This is a genomic window from Candidatus Foliamicus sp. (assembly GCF_965221325.1).
Lineage (GTDB): Bacteria > Pseudomonadota > Gammaproteobacteria > Steroidobacterales > Foliamicaceae > Foliamicus.
In genome coordinates this window covers 406,673-428,046 of the sequence record NZ_OZ244880.1, presented here as the reverse complement: position 1 = coordinate 428,046, position 21,374 = coordinate 406,673, and the positions used below count along the sequence as shown (strand labels likewise).

At 64.4% G+C, this 21,374-nt stretch carries 20 protein-coding genes; 7 read left to right on the top strand and 13 right to left on the bottom strand.

Annotated elements, in window-relative coordinates; translation table 11 throughout:
- The first annotated feature begins 127 nt into the window (after nt 1-127).
- Together ACWCOO_RS01975 and ACWCOO_RS01970 are read left to right on the top strand one after the other, a co-directional pair.
- Complete coding sequence (locus tag ACWCOO_RS01975) at nt 128-1,531, top strand: flavin monoamine oxidase family protein (protein ID WP_446831298.1); 1,404 nt, start codon at nt 128-130, stop codon at nt 1,529-1,531.
- A 3-nt stretch (nt 1,532-1,534) separates the two neighbouring features.
- Complete coding sequence (locus tag ACWCOO_RS01970; protein ID WP_446831297.1) at nt 1,535-2,548, top strand: chromophore lyase CpcT/CpeT; 1,014 nt, start codon at nt 1,535-1,537, stop codon at nt 2,546-2,548.
- Nucleotides 2,549-2,582: 34 nt separating this feature from the next.
- Here ACWCOO_RS01970 and ACWCOO_RS01965 read toward each other — a convergent pair whose 3' ends face one another.
- The 8 genes from ACWCOO_RS01965 to ACWCOO_RS01930 all read right to left on the bottom strand — a co-directional run bounded on the left by ACWCOO_RS01965 (nt 2,583) and on the right by ACWCOO_RS01930 (nt 9,551).
- On the bottom strand, nt 2,583-2,834 hold the full coding sequence (locus tag ACWCOO_RS01965; RefSeq protein WP_446831296.1) for a hypothetical protein: 252 nt from the start codon (nt 2,832-2,834) through the stop codon (nt 2,583-2,585).
- An 80-nt stretch (nt 2,835-2,914) separates the two neighbouring features.
- Nucleotides 2,915-3,220 carry a hypothetical protein gene (locus ACWCOO_RS01960; protein ID WP_446831295.1) on the bottom strand — a complete coding sequence of 102 codons (306 nt, stop codon included), beginning with the start codon at nt 3,218-3,220 and terminating at the stop codon, nt 2,915-2,917.
- A gap of 111 nt (nt 3,221-3,331) precedes the next feature.
- Nucleotides 3,332-5,533, bottom strand: coding sequence for a primosomal protein N' (locus ACWCOO_RS01955; RefSeq protein ID WP_446831294.1), 2,202 nt, complete (start codon nt 5,531-5,533; stop codon nt 3,332-3,334).
- A 60-nt stretch (nt 5,534-5,593) separates the two neighbouring features.
- Entirely contained in the window at nt 5,594-6,088 is a 495-nt protein-coding gene (locus ACWCOO_RS01950) for a VOC family protein (RefSeq protein WP_446831293.1), read from the bottom strand.
- A gap of 132 nt (nt 6,089-6,220) precedes the next feature.
- Nucleotides 6,221-6,721: a VOC family protein gene (locus tag ACWCOO_RS01945; RefSeq protein ID WP_446831292.1), complete on the bottom strand. Its 501-nt coding sequence runs from the start codon at nt 6,719-6,721 to the stop codon at nt 6,221-6,223.
- Nucleotides 6,722-6,752: 31 nt separating this feature from the next.
- Nucleotides 6,753-8,120: an NAD(P)(+) transhydrogenase (Re/Si-specific) subunit beta gene (locus tag ACWCOO_RS01940; RefSeq protein WP_446831977.1), complete on the bottom strand. Its 1,368-nt coding sequence runs from the start codon at nt 8,118-8,120 to the stop codon at nt 6,753-6,755.
- A 2-nt stretch (nt 8,121-8,122) separates the two neighbouring features.
- On the bottom strand, nt 8,123-8,395 hold the full coding sequence (locus ACWCOO_RS01935) for an NAD(P) transhydrogenase subunit alpha (RefSeq protein WP_446831976.1): 273 nt from the start codon (nt 8,393-8,395) through the stop codon (nt 8,123-8,125).
- 25 nt (nt 8,396-8,420) lie between these two features.
- Complete coding sequence (locus ACWCOO_RS01930; RefSeq protein WP_446831291.1) at nt 8,421-9,551, bottom strand: NAD(P) transhydrogenase subunit alpha; 1,131 nt, start codon at nt 9,549-9,551, stop codon at nt 8,421-8,423.
- A 149-nt stretch (nt 9,552-9,700) separates the two neighbouring features.
- Here ACWCOO_RS01930 and ACWCOO_RS01925 point away from each other — a divergent pair, with 149 nt between their 5' ends.
- The 3 genes from ACWCOO_RS01925 to ACWCOO_RS01915 are packed head-to-tail and all read left to right on the top strand — an operon-like array spanning nt 9,701 to nt 13,080.
- A complete protein-coding gene (locus tag ACWCOO_RS01925) occupies nt 9,701-10,318 on the top strand; it encodes an HNH endonuclease (protein WP_446831290.1) in 618 nt (205 codons plus the stop codon).
- A gap of 6 nt (nt 10,319-10,324) precedes the next feature.
- A complete protein-coding gene (gene acs, locus ACWCOO_RS01920; RefSeq protein ID WP_446831289.1) occupies nt 10,325-12,292 on the top strand; it encodes an acetate--CoA ligase in 1,968 nt (655 codons plus the stop codon).
- Nucleotides 12,293-12,351: 59 nt separating this feature from the next.
- Nucleotides 12,352-13,080 (top strand): class I SAM-dependent methyltransferase, encoded by a 729-nt coding sequence (locus ACWCOO_RS01915; protein WP_446831288.1) that lies wholly within the window; start codon nt 12,352-12,354, stop codon nt 13,078-13,080.
- A 55-nt stretch (nt 13,081-13,135) separates the two neighbouring features.
- On the opposite strand, the gene ACWCOO_RS01910 is transcribed toward ACWCOO_RS01915, so the two are convergent.
- Genes ACWCOO_RS01910 through ACWCOO_RS01890 form a run of 5 tightly spaced genes read right to left on the bottom strand, consistent with a single transcriptional unit; the run spans nt 13,136 to nt 18,046 of the window.
- Nucleotides 13,136-14,422 carry a TRAP transporter large permease gene (locus tag ACWCOO_RS01910; RefSeq protein ID WP_446831287.1) on the bottom strand — a complete coding sequence of 429 codons (1,287 nt, stop codon included), beginning with the start codon at nt 14,420-14,422 and terminating at the stop codon, nt 13,136-13,138.
- A 37-nt stretch (nt 14,423-14,459) separates the two neighbouring features.
- Entirely contained in the window at nt 14,460-14,972 is a 513-nt protein-coding gene (locus tag ACWCOO_RS01905) for a TRAP transporter small permease (protein ID WP_446831286.1), read from the bottom strand.
- Nucleotides 14,973-14,976: 4 nt separating this feature from the next.
- Complete coding sequence (gene dctP / locus ACWCOO_RS01900; protein ID WP_446831285.1) at nt 14,977-15,972, bottom strand: TRAP transporter substrate-binding protein DctP; 996 nt, start codon at nt 15,970-15,972, stop codon at nt 14,977-14,979.
- The gene (locus ACWCOO_RS01895; RefSeq protein WP_446831284.1) at nt 15,956-17,326 is read right to left on the bottom strand and encodes an MATE family efflux transporter; all 1,371 of its coding nucleotides are present in this window, start codon (nt 17,324-17,326) and stop codon (nt 15,956-15,958) included. Before ACWCOO_RS01895 ends, dctP begins: the two co-directional genes overlap by 17 nt.
- Before the next feature lie 27 nt (nt 17,327-17,353).
- Entirely contained in the window at nt 17,354-18,046 is a 693-nt protein-coding gene (locus tag ACWCOO_RS01890; protein ID WP_446831283.1) for a haloacid dehalogenase type II, read from the bottom strand.
- 113 nt (nt 18,047-18,159) lie between these two features.
- Here ACWCOO_RS01890 and ACWCOO_RS01885 point away from each other — a divergent pair, with 113 nt between their 5' ends.
- Together ACWCOO_RS01885 and ACWCOO_RS01880 are read left to right on the top strand one after the other, a co-directional pair.
- The gene (locus ACWCOO_RS01885) at nt 18,160-19,698 is read left to right on the top strand and encodes an FAD-dependent oxidoreductase (protein WP_446831282.1); all 1,539 of its coding nucleotides are present in this window, start codon (nt 18,160-18,162) and stop codon (nt 19,696-19,698) included.
- A 40-nt stretch (nt 19,699-19,738) separates the two neighbouring features.
- A complete protein-coding gene (locus tag ACWCOO_RS01880) occupies nt 19,739-21,355 on the top strand; it encodes a SulP family inorganic anion transporter (protein WP_446831281.1) in 1,617 nt (538 codons plus the stop codon).
- Nucleotides 21,356-21,374 lie beyond the last annotated feature (19 nt).

Genomic DNA, 21,374 nt, shown 5'->3' with positions numbered 1-21,374 from the left:
AGGCGCTGAAGCCTTGGGGGGTCCAATGTCCGATTACGCAAATGGCCGGGGAAGCCCGACTTTGTCCGTCAGCGCCCGCGGCTGTTCACGGCGGCGTTTCCTCGGTTCCAGCGCTTGTGCGCTGGCAATGGCCGGGTTGCCGGGCGCTGCGCGCGCGGTCAGCCACCACAGAGGCCATGACGTTATCGTGGTCGGCGCCGGTCTGTCCGGTCTGCACGCCGCCTGCATTCTTCAGGAGCAGGGGCTGGATGTGCTTACGCTGGAAGGCCGAAACCGGATCGGCGGCCGCGTTTACACGCTGATGGATGTGCCGGGCAAGCCGGAGGCCGGCGGCGAATGGATGGGCGCCAACTACGCGCGCATGGTTGACACCGCCGACAAGCTCGGGCTGGAAATGTTGGGGCCGGAGGCCGTGTCCAGCATGGCGCCCTGGTGCTACCGCATCAAGGGCGAGTACATCGTGGGCTCGGACTGGGAGAGCCATCCGCTCAACCCCATGAAGGGCGACGACCGGCGCATCATGCCGGACCGCATGCTGTTCGTTCTATCGCACCAGAACAACCCGCTTTCGGGCCAGCCTCTGGATGCCTGGATTACGCCGGAGTTCGCCCGCTTCGATATTCCGCAAACGCGCTATCTCAAGGAATATCTGGGTTTCGACGACGAAACGATCCGCCTGATGAACGTGGTGATCCACACCGACCACATGGACAACACCTCCGCCCTGCACGAAATGCGCCGCTACGCGGTGGGCGAGTTCAACACGGAGCGCGCCAGGGCCATGCGCGACCGGCCTGCCTGGATGCAGATCAAGGGCGGCAATTCGCGGCTGCCCGAGGCCATGGCGGCCTCTTTGGAAAACCCCGTTCAACTGAACAAGACCGTCTATGCATTCCAGGACAAGGGCGCGGAAGTTACCGTGCATTGCATGGACGGGACGCGCTATAGCGCGCGCCAGGTTGTCTGCTCCATGCCCTACCCGGTTCTGCGCAAGGTGAAGTTCGCCCCGCGCCTGCCGGAACGGATGGAAAGGGCAATCGATGAAATCGACTACGGCACTTCCATCCAGGTGCATTTCCTGCTCAAGCGGAACTTCTGGGAACTCGACGAACTGCCCGCCAGCATGTGGACCGACGAACCGTTCGAACGCTTCGCCGTGCATCACCGCGGGCCGAACAGCGAGCCGACGTCGGCCGTCGCGTTCATTAACGGCAACGAGGCCTACAAGTACGATTTCATGACCGATGAGCAGGTCACCGAATTCACCATGCGGGAACTCGAGAGGGTGCGCCCGGCGCTGAAGGGTGCGCTTGAGCCGATCGGTATCCAGTCCTGCCACCGCGAAGTGCATGGCGGCGGCGACTGGGTATTCTGGCGGCCCGGACAAGTCTCGCAATTCGCCGCCCACATGCGCGAGGCGCACGGCAACATTCACTTCGCCGGCGAGCACACCGCGCTGCTGGAGCGGGGCATGGAAGGAGCCTTTGAATCGGGAGAGCGCGCCGCGGTGGACGCGCTGCTGCGTGCCTGACCGATGCGAAGCGTAGTTGTAGCCCTGCTTTTGATGGTTCCCGCCGCGCAGGCAGCGCCGGAGAGCGATCCGTTCGCCCGCGACCTGCTGATTCTGACCGACTGGTTCGAGGGCGAATTCGACAACGAGGAACAACGCTGGTTTCAGGCCGACCCGCGTTCCGGCACGCCCGAGGACGAGCGGCATGTGCGCCTGCACACCACGCACAAGCGCATTGATGCGCCGGCCTTCGGCGAACATGTGTTCTACGTCGAGGAGTACACCCACAACGACCCCGAAAGGGTGTTCCGTCAGCGCCTGGTTATCTTTTCCTCAGCGCCGGAAGCCGGCGGCATCCGCATGCAGCAGGGCTTTTTCCAAGCGCCGGAGCATTTTCTCGGCGCTCAGCACAAGCCGGGCTTCTTCGACGATCTGGAGCCTACGGATGCTTTCTTCCTGGACGAATGCGATGTCTATTGGAAGCGCGTGGCCGGCCAGTTCGAAGGCGGCATGCGGCCGAAAGCCTGCGTTTTCGGCGAGGGCGAGGTGCGCCGCTACTCGGTCCACAACCTGTTTCTCTCTGCAACGAAGTACTGGAGAGTGGACTCCACCTTCCTGGTGGCCGACGACACGCTTCATATCGGAATGCCTGCGGATCGTCCCTTCGAACTGCGGCGCGTCAAGCAGTTCATCTGCAATTTCACCTTCGACCCGCGCGGCCCTGCTCCCCAGGAATTCACGGGCCTGAGGCTCCACAGCCAAGGTGGTTCATTCGACGTGACCCGCGAACGCGACGGCCAGGAATTCACTGTCCTGATGCGCGACAAGGAGTATCCGTACTATTCCAGCCGCCCGGACTTCATCTACTTCTCGATCCGCAACAAGGGCGAGCAGGAATCCGTCGCTTTCACCGTCAACGATCCGGAGTCGCGATCGCTGGGCGTCAACACGGGTGACTTTCTGGCCTATTGCTATCGCCAGGGCTACGAGTTCCGGGAAACCCCGGAAGCATTGGCTCGGCCGCGCGCTCAGCGCTGAACGGCCAGACTCGAATTCAGGGCATCTGGCAAGGCTACCGCCCCGATGTCCGCAAACCTGCTTGGACGCCGCGCTTGACCGCAAGATACACGACCAAAAACAGGACAAGCGCAACCAGCCCCCAAAAGATCAGTCCTGCCAACAGGAATAACAGCATTTCGCCCATGCCGAAGCCACCAAGACCCATGCCACTAAACCCCCAAAATTCGGTAATACGCAGGTTCCAAACTATAGCAGCAGTCTGTCGCGCCACACCCGGCGTCGAACGATGATTCCGCGAAAACAACGCGCCGCTTGCTGGCTCGTTACTCCGCAAGTGCTACCGCTGACGGGAGGCGGTGCCGAAGTATCTGTGGCGGCGCGGCGTTAGGCAGCTTTCCTGTTACGCCACGCGTTGTCATATTGGCGGATTATCCGGGCTCTGAGGCCTCCCTCGCCGCGCAAGGCCGGCAAGAACCAGGCAAGCGAGAGACCAATCGGCAGCGCAATATTCAGGGCGTCAGGCCAAGAATATTGATGCAAGGCCCGTTCATGAATGCCTGCAAAGAACAGCACATAGCCTAACGGTGGCATCCATGCCCACAAGGAAATTCCCCACAAGAAGACAATCATCCAGAACTTATCCCCAGCCTTGAGCTGCCGCCAATAGCCTGAGAATGTTTGTGAAGTCATAGACAAGTGGGCGCCAAAATCAGAAAGGCTCGCCAGATAGTGTATGCGGGGCTGGAGACGACCTTGAAATGATAGCAAAGCGGCACAATGCCATTTCCTTGTTGCAAAACGCTACCCGATCTCGGCGGGGTCGACGTCGACCGACCAGTGCAAGTGGCGCGGGCGCTTGAGTTCGCGTACCGCGGGGATCCAGTTGGCCAGAAATGACTGCAAGCGGGTGCGGCTGGGGCAGCGCGCCACCAGGTGTGCGTGGTTGCGGTCGCGGCGACGCTCCATCAGGGCGGGCGCTGGACCCAGCACATCCACCCTGGCGTCGGCGCTGTATTGCTGAGAGGCCGCCTTGGCGCGGTTCAGAAACTCGTTGATATCGGAGGCTTCGGGAGCGTCGGCGCGCAGCACTGCCAGGTGCGCGAATGGGGGCCAGCCGCTGCGCCGGCGCAGTTCCAGGGCGGTGCTGGCGAAGCCCGCGTAACCCTCCTTCAGGAGCTGCCGAAGCAGGGGATGTTCGGGGAAGCGGGTCTGCAACACGAGCAGCCCGGCCTGCTCGCGGCGGCCGGCTCTGCCGGCAACCTGCACGAGAGTCTGAGCCAGCCGTTCCGGACCGCGGAATTCTTGGGAAAAAAGACCTTGGTCGGCATCCATCACGCCCACCAGACCGAGACCGGGGAAGTCGTGGCCCTTGGTAAGCATCTGGGTGCCGAGCAGGATGCGGTAGCGCCGCTCGCGAATGCCGCCCAGGATGTGCTCGAGTCTGCGGCGGCCGCGCACATTGTCGCGATCCATGCGCGCCACCGGGTAATCGGGAAAGCGCGTCTGAAGCTCTTCCTCCAGCCGCTCGGTTCCGCGCCCGATGGATTGCAGAGGCGTACCGCATTTGGCGCAGACCGAAGGCGGACGGCGGCTTGCGCCGCAATGATGACAAAGCAGCAGATTGCGCTTTCGGTAGAACACCAGGCGCGCGTCGCAATGGCTGCATTCCTCCGCGCGCCTGCAATCCGGACACATCAGAACCGGCGCGAAACCGCGCCGGTTGAGGTAGAGCAGCACCTGCGACCCCGAACCAAGCTGTTCAGACATGGCCCGCACCAGGGGGGCGCTCAATCCATGCTCCGGCGGGTGCCGGTTCAGATCCACGAGCCGCGCCAGCGGCGGGCGGGCGCCGGTCACCTTCCTGGTGAGTCGCCGGTGCGCGTAGCGCTCTCTTTGCACATTCAGCAAAGACTCCAGGGCCGGCGTGGCGGAACCCAGGATGATCGGTATGCCGGCCCTGGACGCGCGCATCACCGCCAGGTCACGGGCCTGGTAGCGGAAGCCATCCTGTTGCTTGTAGGAAGGATCGTGTTCTTCGTCCACCACGATCAGACCAAGGTCGGAACATGGCGCGAACACCGCAGAGCGTGTGCCCACCACCAGCCTTGCCCGCCCGGCGCGGGCATCGGCCCAGGCGCGCAGGCGCTCACCGTCGCTCAGGCCCGAATGCAGCACCGCCGCAGGCACACTGAAACGGGCTTTGAGCCGCTCGGCAAGTTGCGGAGTGAGCCCGATTTCCGGCGCGAGTAGCAGACATTGCTGGCCCGAGGCGAGCACTTTCTCCACCAGGTGCAGGTACACCTCCGTCTTCCCGCTCGCCGTCACGCCATCCAGCAGATGACAGGCAAAGCCCTGACCCATGGGCATGCCGGCGGCGGCGGCGGACTGCTCGCTGCTCAATGCAAGCGGTTCCTCGCGCAGGATGCCGGTGTATTCCGGCATCCTCGGTTCGAACGATTCGGCGAGCCTCCTGTCACGAAGCGCGCGGAGAATCTTGCGCCAGTTGGGGACGCACGAGGCAAGCACTTCCTCCGCGACTCCGTCACGCCCGGCCGCGCGCAACCTGTCGAGTAATTCGCGCTGTCTGTGCGCGCGCAGCGGCAATCCCGGCGCTTCATCCATGGCCCTATCGCTGGCCCGCCAGTGCAAGGGCGCGGGCGGCAAGCTGTCGCCGCGGCGCAGCCGTTGCGGCAGCGCGTAGGCGAGAACCTGGCCCAGCGAATGGCAGTAGTAGCCGGCGGCCCAGCGCAGCAGTTCCATGGTGACCGGGTCCCAAAGCGGTTCGAGTTCCAATGCACCCAGCACCGGGCGCAAACGTTCGACAGGCAGCTCCGAACCGTCGAGGTGCTCAAGCACGAAACCGGTACGTCGTCCCTTGCCCAGCGGCACCGACACGCGTGCTCCGACTTGCGGAACAGGCCCGCCGGGCGGGGCCAGATAGTCCAGCAAGGGGGCCGCAAAACTCGGCCCCACAGCGACTCTCAGGAGCGGAACGGACGGCATGCCTGAAGCCTGTTCCGGACTTGCCGGTAGGGGCGTAGGTTAAGGGGGCCGCCTGCCCTTCTATTGCACGACATCGTCGCTCCAGCGCTCGGTGGGGCGCTCAATGATGTTGATCATCATGCCGTCCGGATCGCGACAGGTCATTTCGAGCTGACGCAGGGTATGCACGGCCAGCAGTTGCGGCTCGCAAACGATTTCGCCTCCCAGCGCGGCGATGCGTTCGCGCACCGCATGAATGTCGGTAGCAAAGAACACCATGCAGCCTTCGCCCAGATTGGCTCCCGGATTGCGCCGCTGAACCGGCGGCGGTGACGGCTTGACCTCGAACAGGCCCACCATGCCGAAGTTGGGGCCGTCGGCCTTGACGATCTCGTAGCGGATCACGCTATCCTCGGGCACGCCGATGAGTGCGTGACCGACGTTGTGTTCGAGCACACCGTTGGCGTAAACCCCGCCGAAACCCAAACCCTCCCGGTAGAAGCGCACCGACCTCTCCAGATCGGATACGAAGATGGCCGTGCGCACGATGCGGCTGACCTGTGGAACGTCTTTCACCTTGAGCCTCCTGTATGAAACGCAGCGCCGCAGCGCCGAACCAGGGGCGAGATTAACGCGAAAACGCGGCCGGACAGACCGCCGCGGTATTTCAGGCGGGAGGCCCGCATGTCCGAAACGTGCTGCTAGCTGCTAGGAGGCCGTTTGGGTCTGGAAGGTTTGCGGCGGGCGCTCTATCAGGTTAATCATCATGCCGTCGGGATCGCGGCAAGTCATTTCCAGGTTGCCTGGACTGGAGTCGCGAACCATCAGACGCAGCGGCTCGCAAACAATTTCCGCGCCCAAGTCCACCAGGCGGTCGCGAACAGCGCGGATATCGGTGGTGAGGAATACCAGGCAGCCTTCGCCCAAGTTGGCCCCGGCGTTGTCGCGGCGCACCGTGGCCGGCGAGGGTTTGACTTCGAACAAGCCCACCATGCCGAAGTTGGGGCCGTCGGCCTTGACGATCTCGTAGCGAATCACCCGATCCTCCGGCACGCCAAGCAGGGCGTGAGCCACATTGTGGGTCAGTTCTCCGCTGCTGTAGACCTCATGAAAACCGAGACCCTGCTTGTAGAAGCGTGCGGAATTATCAAGGTTGGACACGAACAGGGCGGTGCGCACCATGCGGCTGACTTGCGGGGTATCGTTCATGTCGAGCGTCCTTTGCGGGATGGACCCGCCGCTACAGTTCCTGCACCGCCCGGATCAGCTCCGCGCACTTGGCCTGGCCGTCGCCGTAGAGCATGCGCGTCCGGTCCTGGTAGAAGAGCGCGTTTTCAATACCGGAAAAGCCGGTGCCCTTGCCGCGCTTGATCACGATGGCGTTGCTGGCCTTGTCGGCGTCGAGTATGGACATGCCGTAGATGGGGCTGGCGGTGTCGGTGCGCGCCGCCGTATTGACCACATCGTTGGCGCCGATCACCAGCGCCACGTCGGTCTTGGAGAATTCCGGATTTATTTCGGCCTCGTCGAATATCAGGTCGTATGGCACGCCGGCTTCGGCCAGCAGCACGTTCATGTGGCCCGGCATGCGGCCGGCCACCGGATGAATCGCGAACTTCACCCGCACGCCGCGCTTCATCAGGGCCTCCGCCAATTCCCAGACCTTGTGCTGGGCCTGCGCGACGGCCATGCCGTAGCCGGGAATGATGATGACCTGGCGCGCGAATCCGAGCATAACTGCCGCGTCGAGGGCTTCCACGGGCTTCATGGAACCTTCGATTGCGTCCCCTTCGACGGCAGTCTCGCCGAAGGCGCTGAACAGCACGTTGGCCAGCGACCGATTCATCGCCTTGGCCATCAACTGGGTCAGCAGCGTGCCCGCGGCGCCGACCACGGTGCCGGCAATGATCATGGCGGCATTGTCCAGCACCAGGCCTTCCAGGCCCACAGCCAGTCCTGTCAGCGCGTTGTAGAGGGATATCACCACCGGCATGTCGGCGCCGCCGATGGGCATGGTGAGCGTGATTCCGAGCAGCAGCGCCAGAACAAAAAACACGGTGAGCCATGGGCCGCTGACATCCAGAATCAGCATCAGGGCCGCCACGGCCGCCACCAGCAGAATAAGCAGGTTGACCAGGTTCTGTCCGGAGAAGCGCAGTGAGCGTTTCAGCCACCCTTCCAGCTTGGCGAAGGCCAGCAGACTGCCGGAAAAGGATACGGAGCCGATCAACGCGCCGGTAACGGCCAGCGTCACCACGGTCCAGCCCAGTTCGCCGCCGTGGCCATCACTCAGTAGCTCCACACAGGCGATCGCCGCCGCCGCACCGCCACCCATTCCGTTGTAGAGCGCGATCATCTGCGGCATGCCGGTCATCGCCACCTTGCGGCCGCTGATCCAGGCCGGGATGCCGCCCACCAGGATGGCGGCCAGAATCAAGCCTCGATTCTCCATATCCGGCCACAGGAAGGTGACCAGGGTCGCCAGCACCATGCCGCCCCCGGCCCAGACGATCCCGCGCCGCGCGCCGGTTGGCGAACTCATCGCCTTCAGACCGAGGATGAACGCGACCGCTGCCAGAAAGTAGCTGCCGGCAATGAGTGTATTCAGCGTCACTCGTCGTCGCCCGGATCGCTGCCCTTGCTGCGCTTGAACATCTCCAGCATGCGTTCCGTGACGATGTAGCCACCCACCGCATTGCCCGAAGCCAGCGCCACGCCCGCGAAACCGATAACTTTCTCCAGCGTGGTGTCCGCCAGGCCCAGGGCCACCATGGCGCCCACCAGGACGATGCCATGAATGAAGTTCGATCCGGACATCAGCGGCGTATGCAGGATGACCGGCACCCGCGAAATCACCTCGTAGCCGACGAAAGCCGCCAGCATGAAGATGTAGAGCGCTACGAAACCGTCAATCACCGTCGGTCTCCTCCCTGCGCGCTCCCGGATAGCGGATCTCGCCGGAGTGCGTCAGCAGGGTGCCGGCGAACACGGGGTCGTCAAGATCGGGAGACAACTGTTCCTCGCGGATGGCGGGCTTGATGAAATTGAACAAGTTGCGCGAATACATGGCGCTGGCGTGTCGGGCCATCATCGCAGGCACCTTGAGCGGCGCCATGATGCACACGCCCTGGTGGTCGATCGTCTCGCCCGCGCGGCTCAATTCGCAGTTGCCGCCGCCCTCGGCGGCGAGATCCACGATCACCGCACCGCGCCGCATCTTGTTCACCGCGGCAGCGCTCACGATGCGCGGCGATGGCCGGCCCGGCACCGCGGCGGTGGTGATTAGGATGTCGGACGCGGCTATATGCCGGTCCAGCGCCTCCTGCTGCAGGGCTTTTTCCTCGCCGGTCAATTCCCGGGCGTAGCCGCCCTCCCCGGTTGCGCTGACGCCCGCGTCCACAAATCGTGCGCCCAGGGATTCCACCTGCTCGCGCGTTTCCTCGCGCACATCGTAGGCCTCCACAACCGCGCCAAGCCGGCGAGCAGTGGCGATGGCCTGCAGCCCCGCCACGCCAGCGCCCAGCACAAGCACCCGGGCCGGGCTTATCGTGCCGGCGGCGGTTGTGAGCATGGGCAGAAATTTCTGCGACTGGTCGGCAGCCATGAGTACCGCCTTGTAGCCCGCTACCGATGCCTGCGAGGACAGCACGTCCATGGATTGGGCGCGAGAGATTCGCGGCACCAATTCCATGGAAAAGGCGGTTACGCCGCGCTCGCACAAGGCGTCGGTGGTGGCCGACGGCGCGTAAGCGTTCAGCAATCCCACCACCATGGCGCCCTGTTTGAGCTTTGCGATGCGGTCGAGTGGCGGAGGCCCCACGCAGAACAGCACGTCCGCCTCGCCCGCCACCCGGTCCGGCGAGGGTTCGATCTCGGCGTCCTTGTAGTCCGCATCGGCGAAACTCGCCGCCAGCCCGGCGTCCTGTTCCATGATCACGCGCAATCCCGCGTTGTTCATGCGCACAAGCACCTTGGGCACCATGGCCACGCGCCGCTCACCGGGCGCGGTCTCGCGCAAGACGCCAATGGTGGGAGGCATGCGTTTATCGGGAAAAGAAGGCGCGCCGGGGGCAGCGCAACGGCGTGGATTGTAGCCGAATCAGGCGCCCGATTTCCCGCTTTCGGCGCCTTCGACGTTGAATATTCGCAATTTGCGGGTATAAGGCGGTTTGAAAGAGGTACTTGCAAGTGCTGCTGCTGAACGATGCCGTCGATCTGCGCCAGTGGGTGCTGCGCACCGATGTGGCCGGCAGGCCGCTGGGCTGGATCGATTACCGCGACGCGGTGCGCCTGCACCACGCCGGTCAAATGGCCTACCCCTGCGGCCGTCCCTTGTTCCGCATCCGCGGAGGTTTGTGCGCGCGCACCGGACGCCGCAGCCAGGTGCAGATCAACACCATCGTGGCTACCCAGGGCGTGTCCGCAGGACTCAACAAGCGCCTGCGCGACTACACCCCGCCGCTCAACAATCACACCTTGTTCCGCCGTGATGCGCATCTGTGCATGTATTGCGGCGGCCGTTTCCTGAGCCGCGACCTGACCCGCGACCACATCCGCCCGCTCAGTCTGGGCGGCGCCGACGGCTGGACCAATGTGGTGTCGGCCTGCAAGCGCTGCAACAACTTCAAGGGCGGGCGGCGGCCGGAGGATGCCGGCATGCAGCTATTGGCGGTGCCCTTCGTGCCCACCTACGCGGAATACATCTATCTCAAGGGCCGGCGCGTTCTGGAGGACCAGATGGAGTTCCTGATCGCCCACTTTCCGCGCAACAGCCGCCTGCAGCGCCAGTTCCAAGCGGCGGACTAAGCCGCGATGACGGCCACGCCGGGGGGCATCGACTCGGTCCTGAGCGAGGATCGGCAGTTTGCGCCGAGCGCCGAGTTTGCCAACCAGGTCCTTCTGGACGAGCAAAGTCTGCACAGCTTGCGCCGCCAGGGCGCTGAAGACCCGCAGGGCATGTGGGCGGATCTGGCTCGCAAGCACCTGGTCTGGCACAAGCCGTTCACCCGCGTGCTCGACCGCTCGCGGGCGCCGCACTTCGCGTGGTTCGCCGACGGCGAACTCAACGCCAGCGAGGCCTGCCTGGGCCCATGGATCGAAAATACGCCGGACCGGCCGGCCATCGTTTATGAAAGCGAAGCCGGCAGCGTGAGCACGCTGAGCTACCGGCAACTCGGCGAGGCCATAGCGCGGTTCGGCGCCGCTTTGCGTGCGCAAGGCGTGGCGCGAGGCGACCGGGTCGTGATCTACATGCCGATGTGTCCCGAGGCCATCATTGCCATGCATGGCTGCGCGCTCATCGGCGCGGTGCACTCGGTGGTGTTCGGCGGCTTTTCGGCGCGCTCGCTCTACGACCGCGTGGTTGACGCGCAGGCTGCAGTGGTGATTACCGCAGACGCCGGGCGGCGCGGCGGCAAGCCGGTGCGCCTGAAGGACGCCGTGGACCAGGCGCTCGACTACGGCGCCACCGATGTGCGCCACGTGATCGTGTTTCGGCATTCCAGCGACTCGATCGAATGGCGGCCCGAACGGGATTTGTGGGCGCACGAAATTGCCGAGCAGGCCAGCGCGAATTACCCGCCGGAGTATGTTGACGCGGAGCACCCGCTGTTTCTGCTCTACACCTCAGGCTCGACAGGAAAACCGAAGGGCATCCAGCATTCCACTGCCGGCTACCTGCTGCATGCCAAGCTCACTTGCCGCTGGGTTTTCGACCTCAAGGAAAATGACGTGTTCTGGTGCACCGCCGATGTGGGCTGGATAACCGGCCACAGCTACGTGGCCTACGGGCCGCTGGCCAACGGCGCTACGGTGGTGATCTACGAAGGCGCGCCCACGTATCCCGACGGCGGGCGGTTCTGGAAGATCTGCGAACGCCACGCCGTGACCGTGTTCTACACCGCGCCCACGGCCATCCGCGCATTAATGAAGCTGGGCGACGAGCTGCCGGCGCAATACGACCTCTCGGCGCTGCGCCTGCTGGGCACCGTCGGAGAACCGATCAACCCCGAGGCGTGGATCTGGTACCACCGGGTGATCGGCAAGGGCAAGTGCCCGATCGTGGACACTTGGTGGCAGACCGAAACCGGGGGTGTGATGATTGCGCCGATCCCGGGCGTGACGGCCACCAAGCCCGGCTCCTGCACGCAGCCGCTGCCGGGAGTGCATGCGGCCATAGTGGACGACAGCGGGACGGAAATCACCGAACCCGACCGCGGTGGCTACCTCGTGATCCGCCATCCCTGGCCGGCTATGCTGCGCGATGTCTGGGGCGACAGCCAGCGCTACCGGGACACCTATTTCGGCAAATTCGGCGACGACTGCTACATCACCGGCGACAGCGCCCGGCGCGACGCCGATGGCTACTTCTGGATCATGGGAAGGCTGGACGATGTGGTGAACGTGTCGGGGCACCGGCTGGGCACAATGGAAGTGGAATCGGCCCTGGTGGCGCATCCGTCGGTAGCCGAAGCCGCAGTCGTGAGCCGTCCGCACGCAATCAAGGGCGAATCCATCTTCGCGTTCGTGGTGCTGAGCAGCGCCGCGGCGCCCGACGGCGAATCCGCGCCCATGCAACAGACGCTGCGGGCTTGGGTGGACGAGCAACTCGGCCCCATCGCGCGGCCCGACGACCTGCGCATCGTCGAAGCACTGCCCAAGACCCGCTCCGGCAAGATCATGCGCCGCCTGCTGCGAGCCATAGCCCGCGGCGAAGAAATCAATCAGGACATCTCGACACTCGAAAACGCCGACTTGGTCCGCCAACTCACTCAGTCCTGACCCGGAGCGAGCAGGGGTTACACTTTTCGGGTGCCCTTCGGCACGAGTGGAGGACCGCGATGAAGAAGTTTCTTGCAGTGGCCGTTTTGGCATTGGGTTCGCTGAGCGCATCCGCAGATCTGGCGGAGGAACTGGCGGCTGGCGGGCGCTCCGATGAGGACAAGGCGCGCGACGCGGCAAGGAGGCCGGCGGAAGTGCTGACGTTTCTGGGCGTGGAGCCGGGCATGACGGTCATGGATCTGCTGGCTTCCGGCGGCTGGTACACGGAAGTGCTTTCCGTGGCGGTGGGGCCGGACGGCACGGTCTATGCACAGAATCCGCCCCAGTTGCTGGGCTTCAACGATGGAGCCTACGACAAGGCGATCAGTGCGCGGCTGGTCGGCGATCGGCTTCCCAACGTAGTCCGCCTGGACCGCGACATCAACGATACGGGCCTGGAACCGGGCACCCTGGACTTCGCGCTTACCGCGCTCAACCTGCATGACCTGCACAACTTCTCGGGCCCGGAAGCGGTCACGGAAATGCTCGGTCAAGTGCGGGCGCTGCTCAAGCCGGGCGGCGTGCTGGGTCTGATCGACCACTACGGCGATCCGGACAAGGACAACACGGCGCTACATAGGCTGGATGTGGCCACGGCGCTGCCACTCATCGAGAGCGCCGGTTTTGCCGTCGAGAGCTCGGACGTGCTGCGTAATCCGCACGACGACCGCTCCATCATGGTCTTCGATCCGGCCATCCGCGGCCAGACGGACCGCCTGCTCTACAAACTCATCAAGCCGGCAGAATAAAGCCCCTGGCTCCGGGCTCGGGCCCCGCCTAGCGAGGCGTAAGCTCGGCGCTGCGTCAGGTCAGCGTGATGGCGGGGAAAAGAATCAGTACACCCAAAAGCAGCGCGTCGCAGGCCAGGTAAGGCGAGGCGGCGCGGATCACCTGTCCGAGCGTGGTTCCCTTGGGCGCCACGCTCTGCATCAGGAATAGAAGCAGCCCGAACGGCGGCGTGGTCAGACTCATTTCCAGAGCGAGCAGAACCACCACCCCGAACCAGACGGCGTCGAAACCCATCGACGCCGCCAGCGGGAAAAACACCGGAATCGTGAGCAGCAGAATCGAAATCTGGTCCAGGAACATGCCCAGCACCAGCATCACGGCGAACATCAGCAACAACTTGACGTAAGGCCCGGCTTCCAGCCCGAGGGACCATTCCACAGCGGCGGTGCTGACACCGGAAAACGCCATCAACTGACTGAACACCGACGAGCTGAGGATAAGCAGGAACACCATTCCCGAAATGCGCACCGTGCTGATCAGCGCCGCCCGCAAGGAGGCAATGGTGAGCTTGCGCGCCATTGCCGCAAGCGCGGCCACGCTGAGCGCGCCGAACGCGGCCGCTTCCGAAGGCGTGGCCCAACCGAGCACGATGAAGCCCACCACACAGAACACCACCAGGCCCAGAGGCAGGATGTTGAACGCCAGCATCCGCAAGCGCTCCCGCATCGGCGTACGCTGTACGCCGTAGCTGGGAGCGCTGGCCGGGTTGATACGCGCCTGCACGTAGATCACGGTGCTGTAACCCACGGCCAGCACCAGCCCCGGAATAATCCCGGCGATCAGCAGCGCGCCGATGTTCAGCCCGGCCAGGCTGCCCAGCAGCACGCCCAGAGAAGACGGAGGAATCAGCATGGCCAATCCGCCGGTGCCGATGATGGGGCCGATGGACATGTGCGGCGCATAACCGCGCCGCGACATCTCGGGAATCATCAGCGACCCGAGCATGGCGGTATTGGCCATCGTGGAACCGGTAAGCGTGGAGAAAGTGGCGCCACCGGCCACCGTGATATAGCTCAAGCGCGCCGGCAGCCGACCGAACAGCGTCTCCAGCGCGTCGAACACGCGCAGAGCCAGGCCGGAGTGGAACAGCAGTGCGCCCATGAAAATAAACATGGGCACAGCGACCAGCGTGAAGCTGGTGATGAGGCTGGTGGAGTTATCGACAGCCTGCAGAGGGCCGAACCAGCCGCCCATGATGACCCATGCGCCCACCAGGTTGGCGGCCAGAAAGGCGAACGCTACCGGTACGCCCAGCGCCATGAAGGCGAATACCAGCAGGAAAACAGCTACGCCGGCGCTCATGCTTTTTTTTGTGCGCCGCAGTGAAGGGCAAGGCGCATCAGAAGGCCTGCTCCGCCCCGGCGTCCGACATGCTGTCGCCGCGCAGCAGGCAGCGCAGGAACTCCACGGCCATCATGGAGAAGCCCACCGCCACGGGGGCGAACAGGGCCCAGCGCGGCATGTCCAGCGAGCGCATTTCCACTTCGCCGCGCAACGCCCCCTCGACAGCCAGCACACAGGCCAGCGCGGCCACCAGCCCGCTCACCGCTGCGCAAAGGCTGAAGATGATGCGGTCGAGCAGCGGGCGGCCCGCGGGCGGGATGCGTCGATACACCACTTCCACCACGATCCAGGCCCGCTCCCGAACCAGCCAGGGCGCGGCGGCCATGGTCATGTAGAGCAGCGAATACTCGGTGAGCGCCACCGTGTAGGCAGGAGGCTGCATCTTCAGATTGCGCAAGGTCACATCCACGACGATCAACAGGCAGTCCGCCGCAATCAGTGCGCAGGCGAACAGCACCAGACCGTTCACCAAACCGTCCCAGAGCCGGGTCAACGCGCTCCGCAGCATCGGCTTAGCGCCCCGACTCGGGCTCTTGGGGGTAGAACAATGGTCGTAGCGCGGCCGCGGAGCCGGGCGCGCGGGTGCGCAAGCGCTCCCATACAACCCGATGCGCGGCATCGCGGAACGCTTCCGGATCGGGCGCCTCAATGCCCTGAAATCCGGTCTCGGCAAGTTCCGCGTGTTCCTTTATCCTGAGGTTCTGAAACCAGTCCTTGGCCACCACCGCGTATTTCTCGGCCTCGTCGGTCAGAATGTGCCTGGCCTCGGGGCTCAGGGCATTCCAGCGGTCCAGGTTTATCTGCAGGCAGATCGACAGGTTCAGCACTTCCGGATCAATGCGATAGCGAACGAATTTCTCCACGCCCAGATCCGCCAGGCCCACGCTCGTGAAAGCCAGCCCATCAACGATGCCGCGCTGCAAGGCCGTATAGACCTCGCGCAACGCAATCTGCACGGGGCGGGCCCCGAAAGCGTAGAGCAGTTCGCGGTTCGAAGGCGAGGTGCGAATTTTGAGACCGCGCAGATCCGGCATCCCCGCTGCGTTGAAGCGCGGGGGCCGGGCCAGGTAGATGCTGATGCCGACGCCGGACTGCATCCAGCCGATCAGATGCGAGTTGGCGCGCTCCCTCCAGTAGGGTTGCAAAGCCTCCAGCGCACCCGAAGCGCGCGCCTCCATCGGATCGATGTTGGCGGCGAAGATAGCGTCGCCCTCCGGCAGAAGCCCGAGGTAGTAGGTGATGCCACCCAGCGCCATGTCGATCACGCCTCGGCGCAGCGCGTAGAACAACTGGCGTTGCGGGATCACCTCCGGGCCGCCGAGGAAATCGATCTGCACCACGCCGCGGCCGCGCTCGTTCACCGCGTCGATGTAATTTTGCGCATGTTGCGAAAAGTTGATCTGCCGGTTCCAGGAACTCGCCAGCGTCAGCGTCTCCTCGGCCGCGCCCACCGATACGCAGGCGGTAAGCGCCAGCAGCGCGCCGAAAAACCTAGGCCGCGGCGCCAACACGCTTCCTGCCCGGGATTGCGCCGGTCAGATCCACTTGACGAAGACCGCGCTGCAATAGCGCGAAACCGACCGTGGCGGACACCAGGTTGCCCAGCGCCCCACCGAAAAACACGCCGGGCAGGCCGAACCAGAGGCCCAGCAGCCACGACAGCGGCACATAGACCAGCAATGTGCGGCAAAGCGACACGATCATCGCCGCCAGAGGTTTGCCCAGGGCGTTCAGCGAGGTATTGGCCAGCATGGTCACGCCCAGCAGACAGTAGGTCCATGGGATGATGCGCAATTGCGTGACCGCGGCCTCGGTGGCGCCCGGATCGTCGGTAAACAGGCCGACGATAGATTCCGCGAAGATGGACAATAAGGCGGCCATAGTCAAGCCGTAGATGCCCAGAAAACGGAGACACCAGTTGCGCGCAGCGCGCACCCGATCCATCCGCTCGGCGCCGGCATTCTGGCCGACGAACGGACCCAGCGCTGCGCCCAGCGCCATCATCGGCAGCAGCGCCAATGCCTCGGTGCGGATACCCACGCCGAAGCCGGCCACCGCCGTTTGACCGAAGCGCGCGACCATGGCGGTAACGAATGCCGATGTGAGCGGCGCCATCAAGCCGGAAGCCGTAGCCGATAGCCCCACATGAAGAATCCGTTTCCACGAATCGAAAATGAGCTTGATGCCGCGCAGAGTGAGGAGTTTGTCACGGCGGATGGCGATTACCAGCATGGCTGTCAGCGAGACTATGTTGGCGATCACGGTCGCCAGGGCCGCACCCTGCACCTCCAGCCGCGGAAAGCCGAACAGGCCGAAGATCAGGATCGGGTCCAGAATCGCGTTGACCACGGCGGTCAAGGCCAGCAGGAATCCGGGCGACTTGGCGTCGCCCAGTGCGCGCAGCACCGAACCGCCGATGGTGGGCCCCACGACGAACACCAGTCCCACGAGGTAGATCTGCATGTAGTCGCGCACCAACGGCATGGTGGTTTCGTCGGCGCCCAACAAGCCGAAAATCTGCTCCATAAACAGCCAGCCGAGAGACAGCAGCACAATGCCGAGCAAACCGCACAGCAGAAAGGCATGGGTTGCGATACGGCGCACGCGGCGCTTGGCGCCCTGCCCCAGCAGGCGGGCAATGACGGAACTGGCTCCTACGCCGATGCCCATGGCCATGGCGGCGACCACGAATCCCACCGGCTGGGTATAGCTCACCGCGGCCAGCGGCAGCGGCCCCAGTCGGCTCACGAACCAGGCATCGACCAAGCCGAAGGAAATGATGGCCAGCAAGCCGATCATCATCGGCACCATCAGGTCCCAGAGCTGCCGGCCGACCGGCCCTTCGGTAAGGCGCGCTTTCATTACCGCCGCATGATACGGGACACGGCGTTACAGAGCCTCGACCAGCGCCTCCAGGCTGGGCGCACGCATATCGGGCAGCACCGCTGCTTCGGGTTCACGCGCGGCTCCACCCGCGGCGCCTGCGTAGCGGTCCACCCATGCGGTGCGAAGGCCGAGCGCTTGGGCCGGACGGATGTCGTGGTAAAGGCTCTGCGCGGCATGCAGAAGCTCGCTGGGCTTAATCCCCATTTCCGCCAACCGCTTGAGCAGGAAGCGGAAATTGCGCGGATCAGGCTTGTAGGAACCTATCTCCTCGGCGGTGCAGACCAGGTCGAACTCGATTCCCAAGGCCTCCTGAGTGGCGGCGAAGGACCCGCGGTCCACGTTCGACAGCACCGCCAGACGAAATCGCCGCTGCAACCGCTTCAGCGCGTCCGCCGTGTCGGGAAACGGCGGCCAGCGGGCTATGGATGCTCCAAATGATGCAGCCTCGCCATCCGTTAGCGGCAACTCGAAGTGCTGTCCGATCTTGCGCGCGACCTGCGCCAGCACTTCGGGATAGGCCATTTTCGGGTGCGCGCTCTGCACTTGAGGCTCGGCTTCGCCGAATGCGGCGAGCAACTCGCTGCGGTCCAGCGCCGCGCCGTGGCGGCGCATCCATGCCGCGAGCGCGCCCACGATTCCGCTCTCCCAGTCGATCAGCGTTCCATAGCAATCAAAACTAATCGCCTTGATCTTCATACTTCACCTCCGCCGCGGCAGCATTGTAGGACGCGCAGGAAGCGCGTTCCACAACTGCGCCGACGCGAGCATTTCATGCGTAGAATGGGTGCGACAGTCGGGAGGGCGTCGAAATGCTGAACGAGACTTTGAATCCTGCGGTGGACGCAGGGCAATTGCGGCTCAACAAGAGGGAGTTTCTGGGCGGGATGGGCGCGGCGGCCGCGCTGACGATGCTGCCGCAGATCAGTCGAGCGGCCAGCGAAACCTGGGACCTGATCGTTGTGGGCGGCGGGTCGGCCGGCCTGCCCTGCGCGATTTTTGCCGCGCAACAGGGCGCCCGGGTTCTGGTCGTGGATCGGGCGCATCGCCTGGGTGGCACTCTGGACCGCTCGTCCGGGCAGATTGCGGCGGCCGGGACGCGCCTGCAGGCCGAGCTGGGCATCGAAGATTCGCCGGAGGCTCACTTCGACGACATCATGCGCATCAGCAAGGGCACGGTGGACACCGAACTCGTGCGGGTTTTCGTGAACGAGGCAGCACAAACCGTGAACTGGCTGAGCGACCTCGGAATGGTTCCCATGGACGGCCACCCTGTCGTTTCCGGCGGACACGAACCCTATCGCACGCGCCGCTACCTCTGGGCCGAACAAAATGGCGTGGCCATACTGAAGGCGCTGTTACCGCCCTTCTTCGAGCATGCGCGCAAGGGCTCGATCGAGTTTCTGATCCGCACCGACGCAGTTGAACTCATTCAGGATCGCGAGGGCGCCGTGCAGGGCGTGATGGTTCGCGACGCTAGCGGAAGCAAGCTGGACCTGCGCGGCCGCAAGGTGGCGCTGACCACCGGGGGCTGTGCCGATCCGAAGATGTACGAGCAACTGCATGGCGTACCCCTGTATGGCCAACTGGCCTATCCCTTCAATCTCGGCGGCGGACTTGAGATGGGCATGGCCGCCGGCGGGGTGCTGCGCGGCGCGGAGTATTTCCAAACGTTTTTCGGCATGGTGCTCAGCGACTTCAGCGTGCCCAGCACGCCAGCCGGGGTGCCTGTGAATACAGTGCCGCAGTCGCGCCTGCCGTGGGAGGTCTATGTGAACTCCGGCGGCCGGCGCTTCGTGCGCGAGGATCATCCGAGCGTGGATGCGCGCGAGCATGCGCTGCTCGCGCAGGACGAGAAGCGTTACTGGATCGTCTTCGATGAGGCAATCCTGAACGCGGCGCCTTCCGTGGTGCGGGGATGGGATCGGGCGCGAATGGATTTCGCCTTCGACAAGTACCATTTCTTCTCGCGCGGAAACTCGCTCGCAGAGTTGGCCTACTGGGCCGGCCTGAACGCCGACGGACTGACGGCGTCCGTGGAGCGCTACAACGCGGCCGTGGCAGGCGGCAGCGATGCCGATTTCGGCCGCGAGCACATGCCCATGCCGCTGTCCCAACCGCCCTTCTACGCGATCCGCATGCAGGGCACGCAGTTGCTGTCGTTTGCCGGCCTCACGGTCAACCCGCAACTGCAAGTGCTGAAGGCCAGCGGCGAGGCGATTCCCAACCTCTATGCCGCCGGTGAGGTACTCGGCGCCGGCGCAACCACCGGCTTCGGCATCGTGAACGGCATGCTGCTCACTCCCGCTCTGGTGTTCGGCCGGATGATCGGAGAGCGCGTCTTAGCCTGACGCTCTGGCGAAAAACCTGCGGGGCGCAGGGCGCACACGCGTGAACTACGACGCGCAAACGTTTCGCGGCGATGTGCTGGGCGGCGTCATTTCCGCCGTGGTGGCGCTTCCCGTAGCACTGGCCTTCGGCATCGCGTCCGGTCTGGGAGCGGCAGCGGGCATGTACGGCGCGATCGCCGTGGGCTTCTTTGCTTCCGTGTTCGGCGGAACGCGCTCGCAGATATCGGGCCCCACCCCGTCCATGACCATAGCCATGGCCGTGATTCTGTCCACCCACGCCAGCACGCTCGCCGAAGCGCTGACGGTGGTGGTGCTGGCCGGCCTGATTCAGGCGCTGCTCGGAATACTGCGCATCGGGCGCTTCGTGATGTACACCCCGCACATCGTGGTGTCCGGGTTCATGTCCGGCATCGGCCTCATCATCATGCTGATCCAGTTGTTGCCGTTCGTCGGCGCGCCCACCTCCCCGGAGGGCCCCATGGGAGCCTTGCGCGCCCTTCCGGCGGCCATCGCCAACATCAATTCCAGCGCGCTGGTCATCGCGTTCCTGGCACTGGGCATTATGGTGTTCTGGCCCAAGCGGGCCGAGCGGTTTGCGCCGGGCCCTCTGGTGGCTCTGGTAGCCGGTTCGGCGTTGGGAATGCTATGGCTCACCGACGCGCCGGTGATCGGCGATATTCCCGAGGGATTGCCTGCTCCCATGCTGGCTCTGCCGTCCGCGAGTTTTCTGCTGGATTCGCTACCGCCGGCAATTCTTCTCGCGCTGCTCGGTGCCGTTGACAGCCTGCTTACTTCGCTGATCGCGGATTCGATGACGGGAACGCGGCACAAGCCCGACAAGGAATTGGTGGGACAGGGCTTGGGCAACATCGTGTCGGGACTGTTCGGCGGCATGCCGGGCGCCGGCGCCACGATCGGAACCGTGACCAATATCCGGGCAGGCGGCAGCACTCCCGTGTCGGGGGTCGTTCGGGCGCTGTTTCTGTTGGCGCTGCTGCTCGGACTGGGCCACTACGTGGAGCCGATTCCGCACGCCGTGCTGGCGGGCATTCTCATGAAGATCGGCTGGGACATCATTGACTGGCGGCTGCTGCTTCGAATCCACCGCCTGCGCCGCGATCTGCTGGTGGCGATGCTGCTGACCCTGTTTCTCACGGTAGTGGTGGACCTGGTGACCGCGGTGGCTATCGGGCTGATCGTGGCAGGGATGACCCAGGCGCGCCAGCTCAAGGGACCGGAACTCGACAGCGTCGTCTCGATACCCATTCTCGACCGGACTTTCTTCGCAGGCGAAGACGGCATGACCATCAGCGACCCGCTGCAGGCGCGGGTCGGCATGGTGGCGCTGCGGGGCACTCTTACAGTGGCTTCATCCCGCAACCTGGCCAGCGTGATCGGAGCCGACATCAGGGAACACAAAATCGTGGTCTTCGACTTTTCCGATGCGAAGTACCTCGACGACAGCGCCGCCATGGTTATCGAGCAGATCCTGGGAGTGGCGCGCGACTCCAACACCAAGGCAATAATGGTCGGCTTGTCCGGCGCGGTGGAAGAAATGATCGAAAACCTGGGCGTGCTTCGCACGGTTCCAAAGGATCGCGTGGTGGCCGATCTTGCTGCGGCCCGCAGCGTGGCCCGCAAGCTGCTCGGCGAATAACTCGCAGGCGCCGGCAGCG

Coding starts and splice junctions, on each gene's coding strand:
- ACWCOO_RS01975 (WP_446831298.1), top strand. CDS start 128: ATGGCCGGGTTGCCGGGCGCTGCGCGCGCGGTCAGCCACCACAGAGGC.
- ACWCOO_RS01970 (WP_446831297.1), top strand. CDS start 1,535: ATGCGAAGCGTAGTTGTAGCCCTGCTTTTGATGGTTCCCGCCGCGCAG.
- ACWCOO_RS01960 (WP_446831295.1), bottom strand. CDS start 3,220: ATGACTTCACAAACATTCTCAGGCTATTGGCGGCAGCTCAAGGCTGGG.
- ACWCOO_RS01955 (WP_446831294.1), bottom strand. CDS start 5,533: ATGCCGTCCGTTCCGCTCCTGAGAGTCGCTGTGGGGCCGAGTTTTGCG.
- ACWCOO_RS01945 (WP_446831292.1), bottom strand. CDS start 6,721: ATGAACGATACCCCGCAAGTCAGCCGCATGGTGCGCACCGCCCTGTTC.
- ACWCOO_RS01935 (WP_446831976.1), bottom strand. CDS start 8,395: ATGCTGGCGGCTTTCGTCGGCTACGAGGTGATTTCGCGGGTGCCGGTC.
- ACWCOO_RS01930 (WP_446831291.1), bottom strand. CDS start 9,551: ATGCCTCCCACCATTGGCGTCTTGCGCGAGACCGCGCCCGGTGAGCGG.
- acs (WP_446831289.1), top strand. CDS start 10,325: ATGACGGCCACGCCGGGGGGCATCGACTCGGTCCTGAGCGAGGATCGG.
- ACWCOO_RS01915 (WP_446831288.1), top strand. CDS start 12,352: ATGAAGAAGTTTCTTGCAGTGGCCGTTTTGGCATTGGGTTCGCTGAGC.
- ACWCOO_RS01910 (WP_446831287.1), bottom strand. CDS start 14,422: ATGAGCGCCGGCGTAGCTGTTTTCCTGCTGGTATTCGCCTTCATGGCG.
- ACWCOO_RS01905 (WP_446831286.1), bottom strand. CDS start 14,972: ATGCTGCGGAGCGCGTTGACCCGGCTCTGGGACGGTTTGGTGAACGGT.
- ACWCOO_RS01895 (WP_446831284.1), bottom strand. CDS start 17,326: ATGAAAGCGCGCCTTACCGAAGGGCCGGTCGGCCGGCAGCTCTGGGAC.
- ACWCOO_RS01890 (WP_446831283.1), bottom strand. CDS start 18,046: ATGAAGATCAAGGCGATTAGTTTTGATTGCTATGGAACGCTGATCGAC.
- ACWCOO_RS01885 (WP_446831282.1), top strand. CDS start 18,160: ATGCTGAACGAGACTTTGAATCCTGCGGTGGACGCAGGGCAATTGCGG.